We start from the raw sequence: 16,890 nt of genomic DNA on the forward strand, positions 1-16,890 counted from the left end.
CCGCAAGTTCCCGCCTTTATTTCCGCCGTTATTTTCCCTGGGCGCGCCACCGCTGGATCGTGCGCCCGATGATCTGATCTTCGCCGCCGACGTCGCGCCATAGCGCGGAGAACAGCGGATCGTTCGACGCAGGCCGCTTCGCATCCTCCAGCCGGTCGAAGCTGACCCGGATCGGGATCGTCACGCCCTCTCCGCAGATGATGCATTCGCGGTTGCGCAGCGCGGGGATGGAATCGAGAAACCCGCGCGCACCCTCGGGCATCGCCGCACGGACGAACGCCTGGTCGCGATCGTTGTTGAGGCGCATCGCGATGATCGTGCCGCACTGCGACAGTACGCCTTCCGCCAAATCCGACGGGCGCTGCGTGATGAGGCCCAGCGACACGCCGTATTTGCGGCCTTCCTTGGCGATCCGGCCGAGGATGCGACCGACTGCGCTGCTGGTTTCCTGACCCGCCGGAATATAGCGATGCGCCTCTTCGCAGACGAGCAGGATCGGGCGCTGCGGTTCGTTGCGCGACCAGATCGCGAAGTCGAACGTCATTCGCGCGAGCACCGCGACGACGACCGAGGTAATCTCCGACGGCACGCCCGAGACGTCGATGATCGAGATCGGCTTGCCGTCCCCGGGCAGGCGGAAGATGCGCGCGAGGAACCCCGCCATCGTGTCGGCGACCAGCATCCCCGAGAACATGAAGCCATAGCGCGGATCCGCCTTGATCTCGTCGATCTTGGTCTTGAGACGGAGATACGGCGCGGTATCGCCGGCGCGGTCCATCTTGCCCATCTCGGCGTTGATGATCGCCGTCAGGTCGCTGAGCAGATACGGGATCGGTGCGTCGACCGTCAGCTTTGCGATCTCCTGGCCGATGCGGCTCTTGGCTTTGGCGGCGAGCAGGCATTTGGCGAGGATATCCGCATCGAACTGCCGCGCGGAACCGCTGCTGGTGAGGAACACCTCGCAATGCTCCTCGAAGTTCATCAGCCAATAGGGCATCTGCAGGTTCGAGACGTCGTAGATCGCGCCGTTCGCCTTGAACGCGGCGGCATATTCGCCGTGCGGGTCGATCATCACGATGTGACCCTGCGGCGCGAGTTCGCAGATCCGGTGGAGGATCAGCGCGGCGCCGGTCGACTTGCCCGTGCCGGTCGACCCGACGAGCGCGAAATGCTTGCCGAGCATGGCATCGACGTACAGCGCCGCGGGGATGTCCTCGGTCGGATAGACCGTGCCGATCGTGATGTTGGCACGGTCGTCGGCAGCGTAGATCTGTTGCAGGTCCGACGTCGTGATCGGAAACACCTCGCAGCCGGGCATCGGATAGCGGGTGACGCCACGCCGGAAGCGATGGAGCTTGCCGGTGAGCGTCTCCTGGTCGCCCTCGCCGAGAAAGTCGATCTCGGCGGCGATGCAGGTGCCCACTGCGTCCTCGAGTTTCAACGAGCGGACATTGGCGACCAGCCATGTTCCGCCGACCCGCATCTTGACCTGGCTGCCGACCTGGCCGGCCGCCACGACGACAGGGTCCGGGTCGTCGAGCAGCCCGCCGATCGAGGCGCGGTCGAGCAACACGCGGCTGCTCGATCCGGCGATCGCGAAGACGACCCCGATCGGTGCGGCAACCGCATCCGCACTGGGCAAACTGCCGCCGAGCGACACTGCGCGCGCAAACGCGTCTGATCCCGGCATTTGGCTCATTCCGGCAAGATCCCCAGTCATTCCAACCCGACCGTGCCCGCAAAGGCGTAAACATCCGGTGACGATGGTGAACGCGCGCTACACTCTTCGCGCGATCCAGCCTGCCGCCCAGCCGAGGAATACCGACAGCGCGACCGCGACCAGACCGTAGATCACCGACGATCGATCCGCGGCGCGGGCGACGAAGCGCTCGAAACCCGATTTGCGGATCTCGATGTCGCGCACCGCCGCCGCCAGCACGCGGCCGTCGCGGATCAGGAACGTCTCCGCGGTGAATCGGCCGACGGGCACGCGCGCCGGGATCGACACGCGCGCGCGGTAGAGGACACCGTCGGTGATCTCGACCGCGCGCGGCGCCTCGTAATACAGGCCGGCGCGGCGCTTGAGGTCGACGAGGCCTTTCTGGAAGCGGTCCTGCGTGCCGGTCGGCGCGCTGGACGCGGGTGACAATTGCAGGCTGTCGAGCCCGAGTTCGTAGATCGCGCGGGTGCGGTCGTCGACGAGGCGGTCGATCGGCTTGGACGAGGCGATCGCGTAGAAGCTGGGCGCCGAGCGATAGCGCAGCCGCGAGGCGTTGACCCAGATACCCGCGACCTTTTCCTTCTCGCGCATCAGGATCGACTGGGTCGGGCCCTTCACGACGACGACGACGTCGGTCGGATGCTCGTCGCTTGGCAATCGCCCGCCGGGATAAAGGATCGCACCGAACAGCAGGAGCTCGGCGCCGGTGAAGCTGTAGGCGATCTCGATATTGCGCTGCGACACGTCGGGGACGAGCACGGGTTTCGCCTGCGCCATCAGGAGCGGCGCCAGGAGGACGAGCCAGCCAGCCCTCATGACAGCGTGACCGAGAAGATCTCCTCGGGCCGCCAGACCAGCCCGAGCAGGATGCGCGCGCCGACCAGCAGCACCATGACCGCGAGTGCGAGGCGGAGATATTCGGGGCGGAACTTGGTCGCGAACCGCGCGCCGATCTGTGCGCCGACCACCGAGCCGAGCAGGAGCAGGCCGGCCAGGACGATGTCGACCGCCTTGGTGGTGGTCGCGTGCACCATCGTCGCCACCGCGGTGACGAACAACGTCTGGAACAACGACGTGCCGACGACGACGGAGGTCGCCATGCCGAGCAGGTAGATCATCGCGGGAACGAGGATGAAGCCGCCGCCGATGCCGAGCAGGATCGTCAGGATACCGGTGAAGAAGCCGAGCAAGAGCGGCGCGAGCGGCGAGATGTAGAGCCCCGACGCGTAGAAGCGCGTGCGCAGCGGGAGCGCGGCGACCAGCGGGTGATGGCGTCGCTTGCGAGCCTTGGGCGGGCGGCCGGTGCGCACGCGGCCGATCGTGCTGATCGACTCCTTTGCCATCAGCCCGCCGATCGAGCCGAGCATGACGACGTAGACGATCGCGATAACCGTATCGATCTGGCCGCTCTGCTGGAGCAGCCGGAACAGCCACGCCCCAAAGAACGAGCCGACGATACCGCCCGCGACCAGCACCCCGCCCATCTTGGTATCGACGCCCTTGCGCCGGAAATGCGCGAACACGCCCGAGACGCTGGCGCCGGTCACCTGGCTGGCCGACGAGGCGGCGGCGACGGTCGGCGGGATGCCGTAGACGATCAGCAGCGGCGTCGTCAGGAAGCCGCCACCGACCCCGAACATACCCGACAACAGCCCGACACCCCCGCCAAGCAGGATGATGACGAGCGCATTGACCGACAGGTTGGCGACGGGGAGATACAGATCCACGGCCGCAGCGTTACACCGGAACCCGGCGGCGGGGCTAGGCCGTCGTGGCATGCGATACCGTCTTTAAAAGTCGCTGCCGATCGACAGGGCCGGGCCCGAGCCGGGGCGGGCGGCGCCAACCACGCGTTCGCGCCAGTCGAGCGTGAGGCGCAACGATTTGCCTGCGACGGGTACGCCGACGACCAGCGACGGACCGATGTCGAGGCGTTCGGTGCCGCGTTGCGCGCTGCCCCATATCCCGAGCCCGATATCGATGCGGGCGCCCGCGACGCCGCCCAGCGGATGCGTGATGCGCGCGGATGCATCGACGAACCGCTCCAGACCGTCGCGGGCGATGACGCCGGCCTGGCCATACGCTTCGACGCGTACGCCGGGGGCGATGTCGGCGGGGCCGTAGCCGGCGATGATCCCCAATGTCGGGCCGCCGCGGCCGCCGTCCAGCACGAAACGCTGCTCGGCGATCAGGCGGATCGGCAGCGCGGTCGGTTGCCATTCGACGCCGAGCGCGGCTTCGCGGCCTTTGCCGCGCAACGGGGCCGCCAGACGCGCGGTCAGCGCGAACCGGCGTCGTCGTCCCAGTGCGTAGGTCAATCGAACCCCGCCTTGCGAGGCGCCAAGCTGACCGCCGGACAACGTACCCGCAGGTCCGCCGCGGGCGAGCAGCCACGCACTGCCGTTCAGTCGGCGCGCTTCGCGTACGCGTGCCGGCGGTGCGAACGGGGAGGGGATGGTTTGCCGTTTCGATTCGGCGAACGGTCGGGGCTGCGCTGGAAGACCGTGGTCGATGGGGTAGTGGGGCCGGTCAGGCATTTTCCACGCCAGCGCGAGGGTCCGTAAATGTGGCGCAGCGACCGGCTCGGTACGGAGCGCACCGATCGGTTCGGGTATGGGCTGGCGCTCGCCGGACTTCGTGAAGACTGCTGCGACCGCGTCGGGGACCAGGATTTCGATCACCGCCGGAATGACCGGGCCGTCGGGCAGCGTTCCGTCCTCGGAGAGCAGGACCGCGATCCGGATCATCGTCCACCCGCCCAGCATCATCGCCAGGAACCGCAGCGGACGACCGCCGGTCATCTGACGGCGACGGCGATGGCGACGGCGACGACGACGGCGGCGGTCTGCGGTCGACCGGTCGGCAGCGTTTCGGCGCCGGCCATCACGTCGGGAAAGTCGTGTCGGGTCTTGTCCCAGACCAGCGGCGCGCCACGCAGCATGCCGATATAGACGATCACCGCGCGCGGCGCCGCGAGCAGCGCGACGACATTGCCGACCAGGAAACGCGGCAACGACCACAGCGCCTCGCGCAGGCCGTAACTTCGCCCGGTGAAGATCATTCGCATCGCCAGCCGCCACGCCAGCAGCGCGGCGTTGGCGACGAGCAGGACGAAGCCGGTCGGCTGCGACGGGGGATAGGGAATCGCGGCACCCGCCTGCCAGTGCAGCAGGATCGCCAACGCCCATGCCGGCATCGCGAGATAGGCGACCGCGAGCACGATGACGCCGAGCGGTGCCCGACGGTCGCGCATCCGCATCCAGTGATCGGCGACCGCGCGCGGCGGCGCCCATCCCGTCCGATCCCAGCCGGCGAGCGCGATGCCGGTCATCCACCGGGTCTTCTGTCGCACCGACGCATCGATCGTTCCCGGGAAATACGCGCGGACCGCGACCACCCCGCCGACATCGTCGGTCGCGACCCGCGCGAATATGCCACGGGCGCCGAGTTCGGCGAGGCGCAGGCCAAGCTCATAATCTTCGGTCACGCTGGTCGCGTCAAACGGGTCGCCGCCGCGCGCCTGGGCAACCATCGCCAATACTTCGGGTGCGATCGCACAGCCCGTCCCCGCCAGCGGCATCCCCGCGCCGAGCGCGGTGCGGACGATGATCTGCTTGGCGTGCGATTCCGCAAATTCGTCGGCATAGTGGCCCGACACCAGCCGCGCGCCGCGGTTGACCAGCGGCAGGACGGGCAGCTGCACGACCTCGTACCGATCGATCAGGCTGTCGACGACGCGCAGTTCCTGCGGATGCACCACGTCTTCGGCATCATGGAGGACGATCGCCTTGGTCGGCCGCGCATCGCGCGCATCGTCGCGGCGCAGCGCCCGCCACAGCGTGTTGAGACAGTCCGCCTTGGTGGTCGGCCCATTGCGCGGCCCGATGACCAGCCGGATCCGCGGGTCTCGTTCCGCGACCGCCGCGGCGGCGTCGATCGTTGCCTTGTCGTTGGGATAGACGCCGACATAGATGCGATAGTCGTCATGCTCGTAGCGCTCGATCGCGGTCGACAACATGCCGCCGATCACCGCAACCTCGTCCCACGCGGCGACGAAGACCGCGATGCGGCCGACGACGCGCCGTGGCGGCAGGGTCGCGAGCGTCAGGCGGGGCCGGTGCCCATATAGGAGGCGTCGGACGAGGAAGACCAGGTCGATCAGCAGGTCGTCGATGCCACCGATCAGCAAACCTACGCCGGCGAACAGCAGGGTCTCGCGTGCGAAGACGTCGAAGATCCACAACGACTCGACCACATCGCACCCCCGGGCGCGGAGGCTATACAAGATCGCGTCCGTTTCGGTTTCAACCTGATCCGAATCGAATGTTTGAGCCGTGCGATATTATTCGAACCTTCCCGCGGCACGCGCGTTAGGCACGGGATCCCTTTTCCCCCTTTCGGGATCGGCACCGAACCGTCATCGGGCCGGCCGCGCCGATGCGTAGCACGCGGCGCGGCCAAACTGGCCTCAGGATACTCGAATCACACAGAAATTATGGACGGTCGCGTCCGCCGCCGCCGGTGTTGCTGCCATTGCCCGCGCCACCGCCTGCACCCGCCGCACCGACCGTGCCGATGTTGCCGAACAGATCCTGGAAGAAGCCGCGCTCGCGACCAAGCGTCGGGGTCTTCTTGCCATACGGCTTGATCGAGGCGACCTGATCGAGACCGCCGCGACGGATCGCGGTGACGGTACCCTTCTGGTCGAAGCTGATCTGCAGCGTGATCTGCGCGTTCGGGCGCGGATTGCGGAACGCGAGGTTGCGGCTGTCGCGCGCGAGATAATACCAGTCGCCCTGGTCGAACTGCCCCGCGAGCGTCGGCTTGCCGAGCGTGGCGAGCACCGACTGGCGGTTGTCGACCCCCGGCTGGACCGAGTTGACGAGGTCGGTGTCGACGACATAGCCCTGATGCGAGCGCAGCTGGGTGCAGCCCCCACTGGCCAAGGCGGCGACCGCAAGTGCTGCGGCGAGACCCGTACGGGCGGAAAACACACTCATATAAACTCCCAACCGGGGCACGCGAAAACACGTGACGAGTCCCACGCATTTGCATCGGCCGCCGTTCGCCTCGATATGCGAGGTTGCGCGGGCAAACAAGCCGAAGCGCAGGTACGACCCGAAGGACGACGATTGGGCTGGTTCGGAAAACTGCTCGGCGAGAAGCCGGACGAGGCATTGCCACTGTATAATGCGGTGGTCGGCCGTGCACGCGCGGAACATTGGTACTGCGATGGCGCGGTGCCCGACACGGTGGATGGCCGGTTCGACATGATCGCGACGTTGCTCGCGATCGTCATGCTGCGGCTCGAGGCGGAGCCGGCGGGCGGCGAACCCGCGGCAAGGCTGGCGGAGCGCTTCGTCGACGACATGGACGGGCAATTGCGCGAGATAGGGATCGGCGACATCATCGTCGGCAAGCATATCGGCAAGATGATGAGCATGCTCGGCGGGCGCCTCGGCGCGTATCGCGACGGGCTGGCGGCGGGTGACATCACGCCGGCGCTGGTTCGTAATCTGTACCGCGGCGCGGCGCCTCAGCATGCCGCGCTCGCGCATGTCCGCGACTCCGTGATGGCGTTCCATGCCGCGCTGGCGACGACGCCGATGACTAATTTGCTTGCTGGAGAGTTGCCTTGAATACCGAGTTCAGCCGCCCCGAACGCCTCGACACGATCGGCGAGCGCGAGCGGATCGTCGAGATCGTCGCGAACGAGGCCGAGCGCGCCGCGCTGGCGAAGCGGTTCGCGATCGTCTCGATTGCGCGACTCGAGGCGCGGTTCACGATTCGGCGCGACGATAGCGGGATCCTGGTGAAGGGCCGCGTGACCGGGGCGGCGGTGCAGGCGTGTTCGGTGACCGACGAACCTCTCGATACGCAGATCGACGAGCCGGTGGCGTTGCGCTTCGTCCAACAGCTGGTGGCGGAGGGCGACGAGGTCGAACTGTCCGACGACGCGCTCGACGTGGTCGCGATCGTGGGCGGCGCGATCGATCTGGGTGAGGCGGCGGCGGATACGCTGGCGCTGGCGATCGATCCGTTTCCAAGAGGGCCGAATGCGGCGGCGGCGCTGGCGGCGGCCGGGGTGATCAGCGAGGACGAGTTCCGGCCGGCGAACGCGTTTGCGGATTTGAAGGCGCAGATGGCGGCGAAGCGCTGAGTTTCTGTTCTCACGCATACCCACCACCCCGGCGGAGGCCGGGGCCCAATTGGAAAGGTCGCGGTAACTAGGCGCGCGCGCAGTTCGCGAGGTCACCCAATTGGGCCCCGGCCTTCGCCGGGGTGGTGTTGGTTGGGAGGGTACGCGCCTCTCCTTGTTCTCCCGCGAAGGCGGGAGCCCAGTCTGGGTCCCCGCCTTCGCGGGGAAACAAGTTAGTTCGCGTACAGGTCAGTCCGCGTCGGGGCCTAACGTCGGGTCGAGATCGCGGGGGCGGATGAAGCGGGTCAGGCGGGCGGTGCCGGTGGCGATGTCCGCCCAATCGGCCGTGTCGAACTGAAGTTCGGCGATGCTGGCGGTGGGGTATTTGTCCTCCACCGCGTCGCGTAAGGGGTCCGCGCCGTCCGCGCCGTCCGCGACCAGCATCAGCACCAGATCCTCGAGCCCGGGGTTGTGGCCGATCAGCAGCGCGCTCTCGACCTCCGCCGGAAACCCGTGGACGACGTCCAGCAAGGTCGCCGCCGACGCGAGGTACACGCGGCGGTCCAGCGCGGGGGCGATCGTGCGGCCATAACCGGCCTCGATCTGCTCCAGCGTTTCCGTCACGCGCATCGCCGGCGAGGCGATCGCGTGGTCGAAAACGAGGTCGAGGCTGCGCATGTGGCGGCCGACCATCGCGGCGGCGCGCTTGCCCTTGGCGTTGAGCGGACGATCATAGTCGCGCGCGACCGGATCGTCCCAGCCGGACTTGGCGTGGCGCAAGAGCGTCAACGTCTTCATGGTAATCCTCAAGCCGGTTCGTGGCTTTCATGCCCTACGCTGGCGCTTGAGGAAAGCCGGCTTGCGACTCGGGCCACCGCTTCTTCGAGCGTGACGCGGGCGATCGGCACGCCCGGCGGGAAGGCGCTGAGCAGGCGCGAAGGCATCGCCGCGGAGAGCATCACGAACACGCCCGAATCGTCGGCGCGGCGGATCAGCCGGCCGAACGCCTGTGCGAGCCGCGCGCGGACGAGGCGATCGTCGTACGCCGAACCGCCGCCGGCGAGACGGCGTGCGGCATGGAGGACGGAGGGTTTCGCCCAGGGAACGCCCTCCATCACCACCAGCCGCAAGGATTCGCCGGGCACGTCGACGCCGTCGCGCAGCGCATCGGTGCCGAGCAGGCTCGCGCCGGGATCGTCGCGGAAGATGTCTACCAACGTGCCGGTGTCGATCGGATCGACGTGCTGTGCGTGGAGCGGCAGGCCTTCGCGCGCGAGGCGATCGGCGATTCGGCCGTGGACGCCGCGCAACCTGCGGATTGCGGTAAACAGGCCAAGCGTGCCGCCGCGGCTGGCGACGATCAGCTGTGCATAGGCGTTGGCCAGCGCGCCGATGTCGCCGCGCTTCACGTCGGTGACGATCAGGACTTCGGCCTGCCGGGTGTAGTCGAACGGGCTCTTTGCCTCGAACCGGGCGGGTGGGCGCAATAGATGTGGTGCGCCGGTGCGGGCTTCGGCCACCTCCCAGTCGCCGCCGCCGGTGAGCGTCGCCGAGGTGACGAGCGCACCGTGGGCGGGCTTCAGGACGATCTCGGCGAAGGGCCGCGTCGGGTCGAGCCAGTGGCGGTGGAGGCCGATGTCGAACTCGCGGCCCTCGATGCGGTCGACCGCGAGCCAGTCGACGAAATCGCCGTCGACCGGGCCGCCGACGCGCGCGAGCAGCGACAGCCACGACGCGACCGTCTCCGCGCGCCAGCCGATCGAGGCGATCGCGCCCTCGATTCGTGCGCGCGCGGGTCCGTCCATCCAGTCGGGCGCTTCGGCGAGCACCGCTTCCAGCCGACGGCCGAGCGTGACGAGCGGGCGGACCAGTGCGTCGAGCGACGCGGCGGCGGGGGCTGCGGCCTCGATCAGCGTGGCGTCGGGTTCGGCGAGTTCGGTCTCCAGGCCATAGCCCGCGTCGCCCGGCTGTTCGGCGCGCGCGTAGGTGAGGCCGCGGACGGCGGCGAGCAGCGTCTCGATCGGGCCGAACGGCGCGCCTTCGCCCAGACGTTGCAGCCAGCCGTCGGACGCCAGCGCCCCCGCGGCGGTGACCGCGTCGCTGATCGCCCTGGCCCCCTGTTCGTCGTAGCTGGCGAGATCGGAGAGGCGCGCGGCGAGCCCTCGCCTCCGGCCACGACCGCTCGATTCGGGGCCGAGGATCCAGCGGCGCAACTCGATCGTCTCAGCACCGGTCAGCGCGGTCGCGAACATCGAATCGGCCGCGTCGAAGATATGGTGCCCCTCGTCGAACACGTAGCGCGTCGGACGCGTCGCGAGTTCGCGACCGCGGGCGGCGTTGACCATCACCAGCGCGTGGTTGGCGATGACGATGTCGGCGTCGGACGAGGCGCGGGCGGCGCGCTCGATGAAGCATTTCCGGTAGTGCGGGCAGCCGGCATAGACGCATTCGCCGCGCCGGTCGGTCAGCGCGGTCGAGCCGTTGCGGCGGAACAATGTCGGCAGCCAGCCGGGCAGGTCGCCGCCGACCATGTCGCCATCCGCGCTGTACGCGGCCCAGCGTGCGACGAGATGCGCGAGGATCGCCGCGCGACCCGCGAACCCGCCTTGCAGCGCGTCCTCCAGGTTCAGCAGGCAGAGATAATTCTCGCGGCCCTTGCGCGTGACGACCTTGGCCTTGCGGATCGCGGGGTCGGGGAACAGGCGCGCGGTTTCCTGGCCCAATTGGCGCTGGAGCGTCTTGGTGTAGGTCGAGATCCACACCGCGCCGCCGGCTTTCTCCGCCCAGAGCGAGGCTGGGGCGAGATAGCCCAAGGTCTTGCCGATCCCGGTGCCGGCCTCGGCGAGGACGAGGTTCGGCGTGTCGCGCATCGCGCGCGGAGCGAACGCGGCGGTGGCGGCGCCGGCATAGGCGCGCTGGCCCATCCGTTCCTCCGCGCCGTGGCCGGTGAGGTCGACGAGGCGCGCCTCGGCATCGCCCGGCTCGATCGTGACGGTGCGCGGCGCGGGTCGCGGGGCGTGCTCCTCCCATTCGGGAAGCCGCGTGAAGAGCCAGCGTTCGTTGACCGCGGGTTTCTTCAGCCGCTCGGCGACGACCGGCGCCCAGGGCCAGCGCAGGCGGAACAAGGATTGCGCCGCGGTCCATGCGCCTTCGCGTTCCGGCCAGTCGGTGTCGGTCAGCGCAAGCATCGCCTCGGCCGCGCGGAGCAGGAAGGGGGCGACCTTCGCATCCTCGCTGGGCATTTCGAGCCCGGTGACGCGGGCGATCCCCTTGGGCGTCGGCACCGCAAACTGCGCCGGGCGCAGGAACGCGTAGAGTTCGAGCAGGTCTAGCCCGGACAGGTCGGGATAGCCGAGGCGCTGTCCAACGAGCGGCGCGTTGAGCATGATGACGGGCGTGTCGGCGGCGATCCGGATCGCCTCGCCCCGGCCGATCGGACGCGCGCCGTCTGCATTCGCGATCCAGATGCCGGCGTGGCTGGCGTGGAGGGCGGGATAGGGCAGCACTGCCGGACCTTGTGCGAAGCGGAACGAAAGGGCAACCTTTTGCTTCCTTGTTCTCCCGCGAAGGCGGGAGGCCAGGGGCCAAGCATCCCGCCCGAGGTTTAGCTGGGCCCCCGCGTCCGCGGGGGAACGGGGTTGTGCGTTTCGGCTGGCACACGCTATCGCCCCAGGCATGACCGAAGACCTCCGCACCGCCGCCCTCGAGTCCAAAGCCTGGCCGTATGAGGAGGCGCGCAAACTGTTGAAGCGCTATCCGCAGGGCAAGCAGGGCGCGCCGGTGCTGTTCGAGACCGGCTACGGGCCGTCGGGCCTGCCGCATATCGGCACCTTCAACGAGGTGCTGCGGACGACGATGGTGCGCAACGCGTTCCATGCGCTGAGCGATACGCCGACGCGGCTGATCGCGTTTTCGGACGACATGGACGGGCTGCGCAAGGTGCCGGACAACGTGCCGAACGGCGACATGCTGCGCGAACATCTCGGCAAGCCGCTGACGCAGATCCCCGATCCGTTCGGGACGCATTCGAGCTTTGCCGCGCATAACAACGCGATTTTGCGCGAATTCCTCGACCGCTACGGCTTCGACTATGAATTCGCATCGTCGACCGAATACTACACCTCCGGTCGTTTCGACGAGGCGCTGAAGGGGGTGCTCCAGCATTTCCAGGGCATTCAGGACGTGATGCTCCCTACACTTCGTGCAGAACGCCGCGCGACCTATTCGCCGGTGCTGCCGATCTCGCCGACCAGCGGGATCGTGTTGCAGGTGCCGATCGAGGTGATCGATGCCGAGGCGGGCACTATTGCGTTCGAGGATGAGGGGCAGCGGATCACGCAGTCGGTGCTGGGCGGCAAGGCGAAGCTCCAGTGGAAGGTCGACTGGGCGATGCGCTGGGTCGCGCTCGGCGTCGATTACGAGATGGCGGGCAAGGACCTGATCGATTCGGTGACTCAGTCGTCGAAGATCGCGCGCGTGCTCGGCGGGCGCCCGCCCGAGGGGTTCAACTACGAGATGTTCCTCGACGAGAATGGCGAGAAGATCTCGAAGTCGAAGGGCAATGGGCTGAGCCTCGACCAGTGGCTGACCTATGGCCCGCAGGAGTCGCTGGCGTTCTACGCCTACCGCGAGCCCAAAAAGGCGAAATCGCTGCACATGGGCGTGATCCCGCGTGCGGTGGACGATTACTGGCAGTTCCGCGGCAATTACGCGGGTCAGGACCTGAAGCAGAAGCTCGGCAACCCGGTGCATCACATCCATGACGGCAAGCTGCCGACGGGCGAGCTGCCGGTGACGTTCGGGCTGTTGCTCAACCTCGTCGGCGTGATGGGCGATGCGAGCAAGGAGCAGGTCTGGGGCTATCTGGCGAATTACGTGCCGGATGCGTCGGCGGAGAAATACCCCGAGCTCGACAAGCTGATCGACCATGCGCTGGCCTATGGCCGTGATTTCGTCGCGCCGACGTTGAAGCGCCGCGCGCCCGAGGGTGTCGAGGTCGCGGCTCTGGAGCGGCTGGATGCGGAACTGGCCGCGTTGCCGGCGGAGGCGAGCGCGGAGGATATCCAGAACATCGTCTACGAGATCGGCAAGACCGGCGGGTTCGAGAATCTCCGCGACTGGTTCAAGGCGCTGTACGAGACGCTGCTCGGGTCGGAGCAGGGCCCGCGGATGGGCAGCTTCATCGCGCTGTACGGCGTGGCGAACTCTCGGACGCTGATTGCGGAGGCGTTGGCGCGGTAAGGCGTACCTTCGCCCAATTGCGGCCGTTCAGAGCCAGCCTTCCGCTTCCCGATTGCGGACATTCGCCCAAGCGAACTACCTATGTATTGCGATGCCAATGTAAATAAAAACCGCTGCTAAAGTCATGGCGACAGCCAAAAATCAGAATCGCCGCCCACGGGCGTCTTCGGACACCGGAGCATTGGCGAATAACGCACCCAACACCTCGATTATTGCTCTGAACATCCGCGATCCTTTGCGATCGAATGTATCCAATGGAACCGACACGCAACGGCAGTTATCCACGCCCCGCTCTCGAAAGTCACCTGGCCGCTTTCCTCTCCATTCCGACCATTCCGCTTACGCCCAGTTGTTGCCGCTTGCATCGCAGGTGGCGCTTCCCGAAAGCCGACGTTACGATTGGGCCGAAATAGAGATGGGGGCAGCATGAAAGCGGCGTTTTGGCGTTTTGCACACCAGCACTACCAGTGCAGGACGCCGCTGCTCCTCGTTGATGCCGCAGCATTCACGTGGTTCGCGTTCTTCGCGCTGATCTATGGAGCGGCTCTGCTGGCTGGCTGGTCGCCGGAGTTCGTAGAGGTGCTGGTCGGGCTGCTTCTAGTAGGCGGTCCATTGATGGTGGGGGTGCTACATCGCCGTATCAGGATCGAAGCGGCCAAGGCCCCGGACGCGCTGTATAGGAAGCGATTGCTCACAAGTCGGTAATTCTCAGCGTCCGCTTTTCAGCGGATCGTCCCGAACGCCGCCTGTCCGCTTTCCTCCCCCATTAGCGGACGTCCAATGCCCTGTCGGCACAGGCCCGGAGCAGCCGTCAGCCTGGCCAGCGCGTGCGCGGCTCGTCGAGGGCGAGCGCCGTGGTGGTTGCGTCTCGTTCGTTGATGTTGATCACGTGTTTGGCAGAGAATGGAAGCTCCGTACCAAGCCAAAACTCATCGTTCTCGGCGACGGTATCGGGTTCATTATTTAGAACACCAAGATACCCGTCTGATGTCCGCTCTCGGACAAGCACCCACATGCGCTCGAATGAGACATTCCCATCCGCATTGTCGACATTTATGCGAAAAATAAGCTTTGCGTGATCGCCAGCTTCAAGGCTTTCTCGCCTGTCTCGCTCAGGTATCCAAAAGGTTTCAGGCGCTTCGGCATGGTAGGCCTCCCCGTCCTCAAGACACCACCCGTCGATCTCGAAATCTGGCTCGCGCATTGGACGACCTTAGCGCCGTCGCGAGGGTCTGCAATGGCTACCGATCATCTGATAGCGGACGGTCCGCTTTCCTTCCCATTCCAGACATTCCTTGGCGCGCCGAACTGCGGCATGCGTGCCTATCGGTTCGCGGACCTGCAGAGTGATCCGTCGGTTCTGTCATCATGACGCGTGCGCAGGGGAAACAAGAGATGCGGTTGTTCTTCGACGAGGCCCAGCGGACTCATGCGCCGGCGCGGGAGCTGCATAACGGGGCGTTTACTGCCTATGCCGAGACGCCTGCGCGGATCGATTCGATCCTGCGCGCGCTCGGGCCGGTCGAAGCGCCGGAGGATCGTGGCGAGGCGCCGATCCTGGCCGTGCATTCGGCGGCGTATGTCGCGTTTCTCAAGGAGGCCGCGCGGTTGTGGCGCGAGGCGGGGCGGGAGGGCGATGCGATCCCGTACGCGTTTCCGATCCGGGGGCGCCGGCCGCTCGACCTGACCCGGATCGATGCGCTGATCGGGGCGCACAGCTTCGATGCGACGACGCCGATCACGGCCGAGACCTGGGCCGCATCCTATGGCAGCGCGCAATCCGCGCTCGCCGCGACGCATGCGGTGCTGGGTGGCGACCGTGCCGCGTTCGCGCTGTGTCGGCCGCCGGGGCATCATGCGGGGCCGGATTATTGCGGCGGATATTGCCACCTGAATACCGCCGCGATCGCTGCGCAGGCGGCGCGCGACGCCGGGATCGCGCGGGTCGCGATCCTCGATATCGACTACCACCACGGCAACGGGACGCAGGACGTCTTCGCGGACCGCGGCGACGTGTTCTACGCGTCCGTCCACGCCGATCCCAAGACCGACTATCCGTTCTACTGGGGTCATGCCGACGAGACCGGCGAAGGCGAAGGGCTCGGCACGACGCTGAACCTCCCCCTTCCCCATGGCACGCGCATCGATGCGTTTCGCGCGGCGCAGACCACCGCGCTGGACGCGATCGCCGCATTCGAGCCCGGCCTGATCGTCGTCAGTTTCGGCGCGGATACGTGGGAGGGCGATCCGATCTCGCACTTCAAGCTGACCACCCCCGATTACGGCGTGCTCGCGCGCGACATCGCCGCACGCGGCTGGCCGACAGCGATCGTGATGGAGGGGGGCTATGCGGTCGACGCGCTCGGGCACAATGTCGCGAGCTTCCTTGGTGGGTTCTGAAGCCCCGATCGCAAGCCCCATCGGAGTCGGCACGCCAGCCTATCGGCGCCTGACGCTGGCGATGCTGTTCGCGGGGTTCTCGACCTTCTCGCTGCTCTATTCGGTGCAGCCGTTGCTGCCACTGTTCGCCGCGCAGTTCGGGCTGACGGCGGAGGTCGCGTCGCTGGCTGTGTCGCTCGCGACGGGGCCGCTGGCGATCGGCATCCTCTTTGCCGGGTTCGTCTCGGACCGCGTCGGGCGGCGGCCGTTGATGATCGCGGCGATGTTCGCGGCGGGGGCACTGACCTTGGCCGCGGCGGTCGTCCCGGGGTGGAGCGGGTTGCTCGTGCTCCGTTTCCTGACCGGCGTCGCGCTGGCGGGGGTGCCCGCGGTGGCGATGGCCTATGTCGCCGAGGAGGTCGATGCGGGCGCGGTCGGCGCGGCGATGGGGTTGTATATCGCGGGCAGCGCGCTTGGGGGGATGGCCGGGCGGCTGGTCGTCAGCGTGGTCGCCGATGTCGCCGGGTGGCGCTGGTCGCTTGCCGCGGTGGGGATTGCGGGCCTCGCCATGGCGGAGGCGTTCCGTAGACTCGCGCCGCCCTCGCGCAACTTCACGCCGAGCGTGGGACGGCCGGGCGTGCTGTTGCGGAGTGCCGGATCGCTGTTCACCGATCGCGCGATGCCGCTGCTGTATCTCGAGGCGTTCCTGCTGATGGGCGTGTTCGTCACGATCTATAATTATGCCGGCTTCCGGTTGATGGGGCCACCGTACGGCCTGAGCCAGGCGGCGGTCGGCGCGGTGTTCCTGCTGTACGTGCTGGGCTCGGTCAGTTCGGCGAAGTTCGGGACGCTCGCCGGGCGGCTCGGGCGGCGGAAAGTGTTCTGGGTTCCCGTCGTGCTGCTGATCGCCGGCGTCGCGCTGACCGCGATGCAGCCGCTGGCGTTCGTGATCGCGGGGATCGCGGTGGTGACGATCGGCTTCTTCGGCGCGCATTCTATCGCCAGCGCGTGGGTCGGCAGGCGGGCGCAGGGGTCGCGCGGGCAGGCGGCGGCGTTCTACCTGTTCTTCTATTATCTGGGGTCGAGCGTGCTGGGATCGGCGGGCGGTGTCGCGTGGACGCGGGCCGGGTGGCCGGGGGTTACCGCGTTCTGCCTGTTGCTCGGGGTGGTGGCGCTGGTGATCGGGCTGGTGTTGCGCACCGTGCCGCCGCTGGTGGTGGAACCGCCGGCTGTGCAGCGGATGCCGGATCCTTGAGGGAGAGCCAAACTGTTCTCGGTCTCTGCCAGCGGTACAGCCTCGTAGCCGTCATTCCCGCGGAGGCGGGAACCCATATTGGCTGGCTTCACTGCAGGATGGCGCAGCTTTGAGGATATGGATCCCCGCCTACGCGGGGATGACGATAGGTTAATC

The 16,890-nt window shown here is 67.4% G+C and carries 15 protein-coding genes; 6 read left to right on the plus strand and 9 right to left on the minus strand.

Annotation, left to right across the window (positions count from 1 at the left end):
• Positions 1 to 28 precede the first annotated feature (28 nt).
• The 6 genes from EQZ23_RS12510 to bamE form a co-directional block, all read right to left on the minus strand.
• The gene (locus tag EQZ23_RS12510) at positions 29 to 1,699 is read right to left on the minus strand and encodes a DUF87 domain-containing protein (RefSeq protein ID WP_128454802.1); all 1,671 of its coding nucleotides are present in this window, start codon (positions 1,697 to 1,699) and stop codon (positions 29 to 31) included.
• Positions 1,700 to 1,777: 78 nt separating this feature from the next.
• Entirely contained in the window at positions 1,778 to 2,536 is a 759-nt protein-coding gene (locus EQZ23_RS12515; RefSeq protein ID WP_128454803.1) for a TIGR02186 family protein, read from the minus strand.
• Complete coding sequence (locus EQZ23_RS12520; RefSeq protein WP_128454804.1) at positions 2,533 to 3,447, minus strand: sulfite exporter TauE/SafE family protein; 915 nt, start codon at positions 3,445 to 3,447, stop codon at positions 2,533 to 2,535. The genes EQZ23_RS12515 and EQZ23_RS12520 overlap by 4 nt, the downstream gene beginning before the upstream one ends.
• Before the next feature lie 63 nt (positions 3,448 to 3,510).
• The gene (locus EQZ23_RS12525; protein WP_128454805.1) at positions 3,511 to 4,521 is read right to left on the minus strand and encodes a hypothetical protein; all 1,011 of its coding nucleotides are present in this window, start codon (positions 4,519 to 4,521) and stop codon (positions 3,511 to 3,513) included.
• Entirely contained in the window at positions 4,518 to 5,975 is a 1,458-nt protein-coding gene (locus EQZ23_RS12530; RefSeq protein ID WP_240663555.1) for a glycosyl transferase family protein, read from the minus strand. Before EQZ23_RS12530 ends, EQZ23_RS12525 begins: the two co-directional genes overlap by 4 nt.
• A gap of 238 nt (positions 5,976 to 6,213) precedes the next feature.
• Positions 6,214 to 6,720, minus strand: a complete 507-nt coding sequence (bamE, locus tag EQZ23_RS12535; RefSeq protein ID WP_128454806.1) for an outer membrane protein assembly factor BamE — start codon at positions 6,718 to 6,720, stop codon at positions 6,214 to 6,216.
• Between the two features lie 132 nt (positions 6,721 to 6,852).
• Here bamE and EQZ23_RS12540 point away from each other — a divergent pair, with 132 nt between their 5' ends.
• Both EQZ23_RS12540 and EQZ23_RS12545 read left to right on the plus strand, forming a co-directional pair.
• A complete protein-coding gene (locus tag EQZ23_RS12540; RefSeq protein WP_240663556.1) occupies positions 6,853 to 7,359 on the plus strand; it encodes a ubiquinol-cytochrome C chaperone family protein in 507 nt (168 codons plus the stop codon).
• A complete protein-coding gene (locus EQZ23_RS12545; protein WP_128454807.1) occupies positions 7,356 to 7,880 on the plus strand; it encodes a DUF177 domain-containing protein in 525 nt (174 codons plus the stop codon). The genes EQZ23_RS12540 and EQZ23_RS12545 overlap by 4 nt, the downstream gene beginning before the upstream one ends.
• 228 nt (positions 7,881 to 8,108) lie before the next feature.
• On the opposite strand, the gene EQZ23_RS12550 is transcribed toward EQZ23_RS12545, so the two are convergent.
• Positions 8,109 to 8,657, minus strand: a complete 549-nt coding sequence (locus tag EQZ23_RS12550) for a histidine phosphatase family protein (protein WP_128454808.1) — start codon at positions 8,655 to 8,657, stop codon at positions 8,109 to 8,111.
• An 8-nt stretch (positions 8,658 to 8,665) separates the two neighbouring features.
• On the minus strand, positions 8,666 to 11,365 hold the full coding sequence (locus EQZ23_RS12555) for an ATP-dependent DNA helicase (protein WP_128454809.1): 2,700 nt from the start codon (positions 11,363 to 11,365) through the stop codon (positions 8,666 to 8,668).
• Positions 11,366 to 11,534: 169 nt separating this feature from the next.
• On the opposite strand from EQZ23_RS12555, the gene EQZ23_RS12560 reads away from it, so the two are divergent.
• Both EQZ23_RS12560 and EQZ23_RS12565 read left to right on the plus strand, forming a co-directional pair.
• Complete coding sequence (locus EQZ23_RS12560) at positions 11,535 to 13,100, plus strand: lysine--tRNA ligase (RefSeq protein ID WP_128454810.1); 1,566 nt, start codon at positions 11,535 to 11,537, stop codon at positions 13,098 to 13,100.
• Positions 13,101 to 13,526: 426 nt separating this feature from the next.
• Complete coding sequence (locus EQZ23_RS12565; protein WP_128454811.1) at positions 13,527 to 13,805, plus strand: hypothetical protein; 279 nt, start codon at positions 13,527 to 13,529, stop codon at positions 13,803 to 13,805.
• A 106-nt stretch (positions 13,806 to 13,911) separates the two neighbouring features.
• On the opposite strand, the gene EQZ23_RS12570 is transcribed toward EQZ23_RS12565, so the two are convergent.
• Entirely contained in the window at positions 13,912 to 14,304 is a 393-nt protein-coding gene (locus tag EQZ23_RS12570; protein ID WP_128454812.1) for a hypothetical protein, read from the minus strand.
• A 191-nt stretch (positions 14,305 to 14,495) separates the two neighbouring features.
• Here EQZ23_RS12570 and EQZ23_RS12575 point away from each other — a divergent pair, with 191 nt between their 5' ends.
• Entirely contained in the window at positions 14,496 to 15,500 is a 1,005-nt protein-coding gene (locus tag EQZ23_RS12575; RefSeq protein ID WP_128454813.1) for a histone deacetylase family protein, read from the plus strand.
• On the plus strand, positions 15,490 to 16,734 hold the full coding sequence (locus tag EQZ23_RS12580) for an MFS transporter (protein ID WP_240663557.1): 1,245 nt from the start codon (positions 15,490 to 15,492) through the stop codon (positions 16,732 to 16,734). Before EQZ23_RS12575 ends, EQZ23_RS12580 begins: the two co-directional genes overlap by 11 nt.
• Positions 16,735 to 16,890: the final 156 nt, after the last annotated feature.

Origin of the sequence: Sphingomonas sp. UV9, assembly GCF_004101245.1 — a bacterium.
GTDB lineage: Bacteria > Pseudomonadota > Alphaproteobacteria > Sphingomonadales > Sphingomonadaceae > Sphingomonas.